The 7,767-nt window shown below is 67.8% G+C and carries 6 protein-coding genes; 1 reads left to right on the top strand and 5 read right to left on the bottom strand.

Annotation, left to right across the window (positions count from 1 at the left end; all coding sequences use genetic code 11):
* Positions 1-343 precede the first annotated feature (343 nt).
* Genes ABIB38_RS22905 through ABIB38_RS22925 form a run of 5 tightly spaced genes read right to left on the bottom strand, consistent with a single transcriptional unit; the run spans position 344 to position 6,303 of the window.
* Positions 344-598 (bottom strand): formate dehydrogenase subunit delta, encoded by a 255-nt coding sequence (locus ABIB38_RS22905; RefSeq protein ID WP_429206970.1) that lies wholly within the window; start codon positions 596-598, stop codon positions 344-346.
* Entirely contained in the window at positions 595-1,458 is an 864-nt protein-coding gene (gene fdhD / locus ABIB38_RS22910) for a formate dehydrogenase accessory sulfurtransferase FdhD (RefSeq protein ID WP_429206971.1), read from the bottom strand. Before fdhD ends, ABIB38_RS22905 begins: the two co-directional genes overlap by 4 nt.
* Positions 1,455-4,304, bottom strand: coding sequence for a formate dehydrogenase subunit alpha (fdhF, locus tag ABIB38_RS22915; protein WP_429206972.1), 2,850 nt, complete (start codon positions 4,302-4,304; stop codon positions 1,455-1,457). The genes fdhD and fdhF overlap by 4 nt, the downstream gene beginning before the upstream one ends.
* Positions 4,305-4,327: 23 nt before the next feature.
* Positions 4,328-5,887 (bottom strand): formate dehydrogenase beta subunit, encoded by a 1,560-nt coding sequence (locus tag ABIB38_RS22920; protein WP_429206973.1) that lies wholly within the window; start codon positions 5,885-5,887, stop codon positions 4,328-4,330.
* The gene (locus tag ABIB38_RS22925) at positions 5,884-6,303 is read right to left on the bottom strand and encodes a formate dehydrogenase subunit gamma (RefSeq protein ID WP_429206976.1); all 420 of its coding nucleotides are present in this window, start codon (positions 6,301-6,303) and stop codon (positions 5,884-5,886) included. The genes ABIB38_RS22920 and ABIB38_RS22925 overlap by 4 nt, the downstream gene beginning before the upstream one ends.
* 203 nt (positions 6,304-6,506) lie before the next feature.
* Between ABIB38_RS22925 and ABIB38_RS22930 the strand changes: the two genes are divergently transcribed.
* Positions 6,507-7,571: a substrate-binding domain-containing protein gene (locus ABIB38_RS22930; protein ID WP_429206974.1), complete on the top strand. Its 1,065-nt coding sequence runs from the start codon at positions 6,507-6,509 to the stop codon at positions 7,569-7,571.
* The last annotated feature ends 196 nt before the right edge of the window (positions 7,572-7,767 follow it).

Genomic DNA, 7,767 nt, shown 5'->3' on the forward strand with positions numbered 1-7,767 from the left:
CCTGGAAGTGCGCTTCATGTTGGTCCTGCGGCCCCGGCACGTCATTCCGCGGCCCCGGCACGTCATTCCGCGGCCCCGGCACGTCATTCCAGGGCCCGGGCACGTCATTCCACGGCTCGAGCACGTCATTCCCGCGACCCGAGCACGTCATTCCGCGACCCAAGCACGTCATTCCCGCGAAGGCGGGAATCCAGGTTTTACGCGTTGCCGCTGCGCTCTAACGGAGTGGCTGCATAACGGGCTTGGATTCCCGCCTGCGCGGGAATGACGCATCCAGGCCGCGGGAATGACATATCCACGCCGCGGGAATGACGTGTTCAGGTTGCCGGAATGACTTTGGCAATCAACCTGCGTCGCCACCCGGCGGCGGCGGCGGCATGTGGTCGCGCCGGTGCTCCAGCAAGGCTTCGATCACGAACGGGTTGAGTCCTTCGCCCTGCGTCTCGTCGATGTGCAGGAACAGCCGGCTGCGCATGCGCGGCGCCCAGAAGCGCTGCAGGTGGTTGGCGATCTCGGTGCGGCCCTCCGTGGGGTCGGGATAGGACGCGAAGAAGGTGCCGATCTGGTTGGCCATGGTGACCAGGTTGTCGATGTTCATGCGGACTCCATAGCGATGTTGGCGCCGTGGGCGTAGGCGACGAAGTCGTCGCCGCGGGCGAAGGCGACCAGGGTCAGGCCGCAGCCGAGCGCGGTACGGACGGCGAGGGCGGTCGGCGCCGAGATGGCGACCAGCGCGCCGATGCCGACGGTGGCGGCTTTTTGCACCATCTCGACGCTGGCGCGGCTGGTGATCAGGCAAAAACCATCGGCGAGGTCGGCGCCTTGCAAGTGCAGGCCACCGATCAGCTTGTCGAGGGCGTTGTGGCGGCCGACGTCCTCGAACGCCGCGCGCGGCGCGCCGTCACGGCCGCACCACAAGGCCGCGTGGGTGGCGCCGGTGAGGCGGTTGAGCGGCTGCCGGGTCCTGGCCTGCGCCAGGGCGCGGCGAATCGCCGCGCCGGACAGCGCGCGCGTGGGCGCGAGAAGCGGCAGGGGACGGATCACCTGGGCCAGGCTGTCGGCGCCGCACAGGCCGCAGCCGGTGCGACCGGCCAGGCTGCGCCGCCGTTCCTTGAGGCGCATGAAGGCTTTGGCGGCCACGTCGATGTGGGCGGTGATGCCCGCCGCGCCGCGTGTGATCTCGACCCCGTAGCATTCGGCGGGCGAGGCGATGATGCCTTCGCTGAGCGAAAAGCCGAGCGCGAATTCTTCCAGGTCGGCCGGCGTCGCCAGCATCACGGCGTGCGAGACGCCGTTGTACTCGAGCGCCACCGGCACTTCTTCGGCCAGCTCATCCTCGGTCGGGGCCTCCGGTGCGGCCGCGCCCGCGCGCATGCGCGCGACCGCCATGCGCGCGCTCGGCGCGTAGGCCACCGCCGCTACATGGTCTTGCGGCGCCAGGTCGATGGCGCACGTCATGCGACCGGCTCCGCCAGGCCCAGCTGCATCTGATTGAAGCGGGCATATTCCAGCTGCCAGTCCGACTGTTGCTGCACCGGCATCACCTGCACCGCCGTGACCTTGTATTCGGGGCAGTTGGTGGCCCAGTCGGAATTCTCGGTCGTGATGACGTTGGCGCCCGATTCGGGGAAGTGGAAGGTGGTGTAGACCACGCCCGGCTGCATGCGCTCGGTGACCATCGCCCGCAGCACGGTCTCGCCCGCGCGGCTGTGGATACCGACCCACTGGCCATCCTCGATGCCGCGCTCCTGGGCGTCGTGCGGGTGGATCTCGAGCCGGTCTTCGGCGTGCCAGCGCACGTTCTCGGTGCGGCGCGTCTGCGCGCCGACGTTGTACTGCGACAGGATGCGGCCGGTGGTCAGGATCAACGGATACTTGCGCGTCACCTTCTCGTCGGTGGCGACGTATTGGGTGATGATGAAACGGCCCTTGCCGCGCACGAAGCCGTCGACGTGCATGGTCGGCGTGCCTTCCGGCGCCGCGTCGTTGCATGGCCACTGGATGCTGCCCAGTTCGTCGAGGCGCCGGTAGCTCACGCCGCTGAAGGTCGGCGTGAGCTGCGCGATCTCGTCCATGATCTCGGACGGGTGGCGGTAATTCATCGGATACCCCAGCCGGTTCGACAGCGCCATCGTGACTTCCCAGTCGGCATAGCCGGCCCGTGGCGGCATTACCTTGCGCACGCGCGAGATGCGGCGTTCGGCATTGGTGAACGTGCCGTCCTTTTCCAGGAACGAGGAACCCGGCAGCAGCACGTGGGCATACTTGGCGGTCTCGTTCAGGAAGATGTCCTGCACCACGATGCATTCCATCGCTTCGAGCGCCGCGGTGACGTGCTGGGTGTTGGGGTCGGACTGGACGATGTCTTCGCCCTGGCAATACAGGCCCATGAAGCTGCCGTCGAGGGCGGCCTCGAACATGTTCGGGATGCGCAGCCCCGGTTCGGCCTGCAGCGGCACGCCCCAGGCCTGTTCGAACAGGGTGCGCACGGTGGTGTCCGAAACGTGGCGGTAGCCTGGCAGCTCGTGCGGGAACGAACCGATGTCGCACGAGCCCTGCACGTTGTTCTGTCCGCGCAGCGGATTGACGCCGACCCCGGCGCGGCCGACGTTACCGGTGACCATCGCCAGGTTGGCAATGCCCATGACGGCGGTCGAGCCCTGCGCGTGCTCGGTCACGCCCAGGCCATAGAAGATCGCGCCATTGCCGCCGAGCGCATACAGGCGGGCGGCTTCGCGCACCTGCTGCGCCGGCACGCCGGTGATCGCTTCCATCGCTTCCGGCGAGTTCTCGGGCTGGGCGACGAAGGCGCGCCACTGCGCGAAGGCGCGCAGGTCGCAGCGCTCGGTGATGAAATCGTTCGCCATCAGGCCTTCGGTGACGATCACGTGGGCCAGCGAACTGATGATGGCGACGTTGGTGCCCGGCCGCAGCTGCAGGTGGTAGTCGGCGCGGATGTGCGGCGACCTGACCAGGTCGATGCGGCGCGGATCGATGACGATCAGCCGCGCGCCCTGGCGCAGGCGCTTCTTCATGCGCGAGGCGAACACCGGGTGGCCGTCGGTCGGGTTGGCGCCGATGACCAGGATCACGTCGGCCTTCTCCACCGACTTGAAGGTCTGGGTGCCGGCCGATTCGCCGAGCGTCGTTTTCAGGCCGTAGCCGGTCGGCGAGTGGCACACGCGGGCGCAGGTGTCGACGTTGTTGTTGCCAAACGCCGCGCGGACCAGCTTTTGCACCAGGTAGCCTTCTTCGTTGGTGCAACGCGACGAGACGATGCCGCCGATCGCGTCCCGGCCATGCTTGGCCTGGATGCGCTTGAATTCGGATGCCGCGTAGTCGAGCGCCTCGTCCCACGACACTTCCTTCCAGGGGTCGGTGATCTTCGCGCGGATCATGGGTTTCAGGATGCGGTCCTTGTGGGTGGCGTAGCCCCAGGCGAAGCGGCCCTTGACGCAGGCATGGCCCTCGTTGGCCTTGCCGTCCCTGGTCGGCACCATGCGCACCACCTCGTTGCCCTTCATCTCGGCATTGAGCGAGCAACCGACGCCGCAATAGGCGCAGGTGGTGGTGATGCTGTGCTCGGCCTGGCCGAGCCAGATGACCGATTTCTCGGTGAGGGTGGCGGTCGGGCAGGCTTCGACGCAGGCGCCGCACGAGACGCATTCGGACTGCATGAACGGTTCGTCCTGGCCGGCCGACACGCGCGCGTCGAAGCCGCGCCCCGAGATGGTCAGCGCGAAGGTGCCTTGCGTCTCTTCGCAGGCGCGCACGCAGCGGTTGCACACGATGCACTTGGACGAATCGAAGGTGAAATAGGGGTTGCTCTCGTCCTTGCCGAGCTTGAGGTGGTTGGCGCCTTCGTAGCCGTAGCGCACTTCGCGCAGGCCGGTGACGCCGGCCATGTCCTGCAGCTCGCAATTGCCGTTGGCGGGGCAGGTAAGGCAGTCGAGCGGGTGGTCGGAGATGTACAGCTCCATCACGCCCTTGCGGATCTCTTGCAGCTTGGCGCTCTGGGTGCGCACCACCATGCCCGCCTCGGCCGGCGTGGTGCACGACGCCGGATAGCCGCGGCGGCCTTCGATCTCGACCAGGCACAGGCGGCAGGAGCCGAACGGCTCCAGGCTGTCGGTGGCGCACAGCTTGGGGATGTTGATGCTGTTCTCGGCCGCGGCGCGCATCAGCGAGGTGCCGGCCGGGACGGTGACCTGGACGCCGTCGATGGTCAGGGTGATCATCTCGGTGGCGATGTGGATTTCTTTCGCCGGCGTGCCGAAGTCGCGGGTGAGGATGGTTTCGATCATTGCCTTTTCTCCTGGGCCGCCGTTCAGGCGGCCAATTCGTCGCCGGCCACCTGGCCGAAGTCTTGCGGGAAGTGGTTCAGCGCCGACAGCACCGGGTAGGGCGTCATGCCCCCCATCGCGCACAAGGAACCATTGAGCATGGTGTCGCACAGGCTGCGCAGCAGGATCACCTGCTTGGGACGCTCATCGCCGGCGCGGATCTTGTCGATCACCTCCACGCCGCGGGTGGAGCCGATGCGGCAGGGCGTGCACTTGCCGCACGATTCGACGGCGCAGAACTCCATCGCGTAGCGCGCCAGATTGGCCATGTCGGCGCTGTCGTCGTGGACCACGATGCCGCCATGGCCCAGCACCGCCCACAAGGCGGCGAAGGCTTCGTAGTCGAGCGGGGTGTCCCACTGCGACGGCGGCAGGTAGGCGCCGAGCGGGCCGCCCACCTGCACCGCCTTGATCGGGCGGCCGCTGGCGCTGCCGCCGCCGTAGTCAACCAGAATCTCGCGCAGCGTGGCGCCGAACGCCAGCTCGATCAGGCCGCCGTTCTTGATATTGCCGGCCAGCTGCACCGGCAGGGTGCCGCGCGAGCGTCCCATGCCGAAGTCCTGGTAATACTGCGGTCCCTTGTCGAGAATGATCGGGACCGAGGCCAGCGACAGCACGTTGTTGATGACGGTCGGCTGGCCGAACAGGCCGGCCAGCGCGGGCAGGGGCGGCTTGGCGCGCACCACGCCGCGCTTGCCCTCGATGCTTTCCAGCAGGGCGGTTTCTTCGCCGCAGATGTAGGCGCCGGCGCCCTTGCGCACTTCCAGCTCGAAGGCGCGGCCGCTGCCGGCGACGTTCGGCCCGAGCAGGCCCGCGCGCGTGGCCGTCTGGATCGCGTGATCGAGCGCCGCGATCGAATGCGGATACTCGCTGCGCACATAGATGAAGCCGCGGGTGGCGCCGACCGCGAGGCCGGCGATCGTCATGCCCTCGATCAGGACGAAGGGATCGCTCTCCATGACGATGCGGTCGGCGAAGGTGCCGGAGTCGCCTTCGTCGGCATTGCAGACGATGTATTTCTGGTGGCCGGGCGCGCGCAGCACCGTGTTCCACTTGATCCCGGTGGGGAAGGCGGCGCCGCCGCGCCCGCGCAGGCCCGAGGCGGTGACCGCGGCGACGATGTCGGCGCCGCTCATGGTCACGGCCTGGCGCAGGCCGCGGTAGCCGCCGTGGGCCTCGTATTCGCCCAGCGACAGCGGATCGGTGATGCCGCAGCGGGCGAAGGTCAGGCGGGTCTGGCGGGCCAGATACGGAATCTGTTCGACGAGGCCGAGCGCCAGGCGGTGCGTGGATTGGCCGTCGTGGAAACCGGCATCGAACAGGGCGGCCACGTCGCTTTCGTCGACGTTGCCGAAGCCGATGCGCCCGTTCGGCGTCTCGACCTCGACCAGCGGCTCGAGGTACAGCAGGCCGCGGGTGCCGTTGCGCACCAGGTCGATGGCGACGCCGCGCCGCGCGGCCTCGCTGCGAATCGCGGCGGCGACGTCGTCGGCGCCCAGGGCCAGCGCCGACGAATCGGCGGGAACGTAGATGCGCACGCTCATGCGACCTCCTCGGCCTTGGTGGCAACTTTCGCGACCAGCCTGTCGAAACGCGCCGGCGTCACGCGTGCGTGGACCGCGTCGTTGATCATGATGGCCGGCGCGGTGGCGCACTGGCCCAGGCAGTACACGGGTTCCAGGGCGAAGCCGCCGTCGGCGCTGTGTTCATGCAGATCGCATCCGAGCGCCTGGCGGGCGTGCGCCAGCAGGGCGTCGGCGCCCATGCTCTGGCAGGCCTCGGCGCGGCACACCTGCACCGTGCAGCGCGCCGGCTGCGTGGTCTTGAAGTAGTGATAGAAGGTGATCACGCCATGCACCTCGGCGCGCGAGAGATTGAAGCTGTGGGCGAGTCCCTCGACCGCATCGGGCGGGATGAAGCCGAGCCGGTCCTGGATGGCGTGCAGCACCGGCAGCAGCATGTCCTGGCCAAGCAGGCCATTGTGCGCATGAAGTGCGAGGATGTCGCCGATGACGCGGCGCGCTTCGGTGTAATCGGGTGATTTCATGGTGTCTCCATCTGTGCCTTGCATATGTTTATGGGAACATATATAACGGCTTTTATGCACTGCTTGGTCCAGAGTAGCACCCGATTCACCGGTGTTCAATATGAAGGATTTTGCATATGATCAGAGTGGAGATACGGCCGGACTGGTTCGTGCGCGACGCCTCCGGCGCGCCGACCGCGCTGCCGGCGCTGCTCGGGCTTTTGCTGGCGGTGAGCGAACTCGGTTCGATCAGCAAGGCCGCCACGGCGCGCGGCATGTCCTACCGCCATGCCTGGGGGCTGCTGCAGCAGTTCTCGGCGCAGTTCGGCGTTCCATTGGTGCACAAGGTGCGCGGGCAGGGCACGGTGCTGTCGCCGCTCGCCGAAAAGCTGATGTGGGCCGACCGCCGCATCCACGCCCGCCTGACCCCGACCCTCGACAGCCTGGCCTCGGAACTGCAGCAGGAACTGGCGCGGGTGCTGGTCGGCGACGCGCAGGTGCTGCGCCTGACCGCCTCGCACGGGTTCGCGGTGGCCGCCCTGGTGACGCAGCTGAACGAGCATGGCGTCACGGTCGACATCAATTACCGGAGCAGCAGCGATGCGGTGGCGGCGCTGGCGCGCGGCGAGTGCGACCTGGCGGGCTTTCACTTGCCGGTGGGGAAACTGGAAGGGGCGGCCGCCGCCAAGTACCGGCCCTGGCTCGACCCCGAGCGCCACGCGCTGCTGCACCTGGCGTACCGCATGCAGGGGCTGTTCGTGGCCAGGGACAATCCGAAGGGCATCACCAGCCTGGCCGACCTGGGGCGGTCGGATCTTCGCTTCGTCAACCGCCAGAAGGGATCGGGGACTCGGGTGTTACTGGAGCTGCTGCTGGCCGACCTGGGCGTCGACCCGGCCGTGATCAACCGTTCCGGCACCGCCGAATTCACGCACGCGGCGGTGGCGGCCTATGTCGCGAGCGGCATGGCCGACGTGGGCTTCGGCGTCAAGACGGCGGCGCGGCGCTTCGATCTCGACTTCATTCCGGTCATACGCGAACGGTATTTCCTGGCCTGCCATGCCGGCGCGCTGGACACGCCGCTCCTGAAGGCGACGCAGACGGCGATGGCGAGCGCCGTTTTCAAGGAGGTGCTCGCGGGGCTGCCTGGCTATGACGGCGCGCTGTGCGGCACCCGGCTCGATACGCAGTTCCTGCCTTAAGGGCACCTCTAAAAACCTCGGCCGAGACGCCTGCGGCTGGGTAAAATCCTGACATCGAACCAAGCCAGCGAGTGCCGTCATGATGAAACCCCGAATCAGTATGTTTGCCGAGCAGGAGCGTGAGGACCGGCGCGCAAGGCTGGGGGATCCGTTGGTGGGCTTGGCCGAGCACGTGGATTTCGAGGCGCTGGCGGCG

It is taken from the genome of Massilia sp. UYP11 (assembly GCF_050434805.1).
Taxonomy (GTDB): Bacteria; Pseudomonadota; Gammaproteobacteria; order Burkholderiales; family Burkholderiaceae_D; genus Telluria.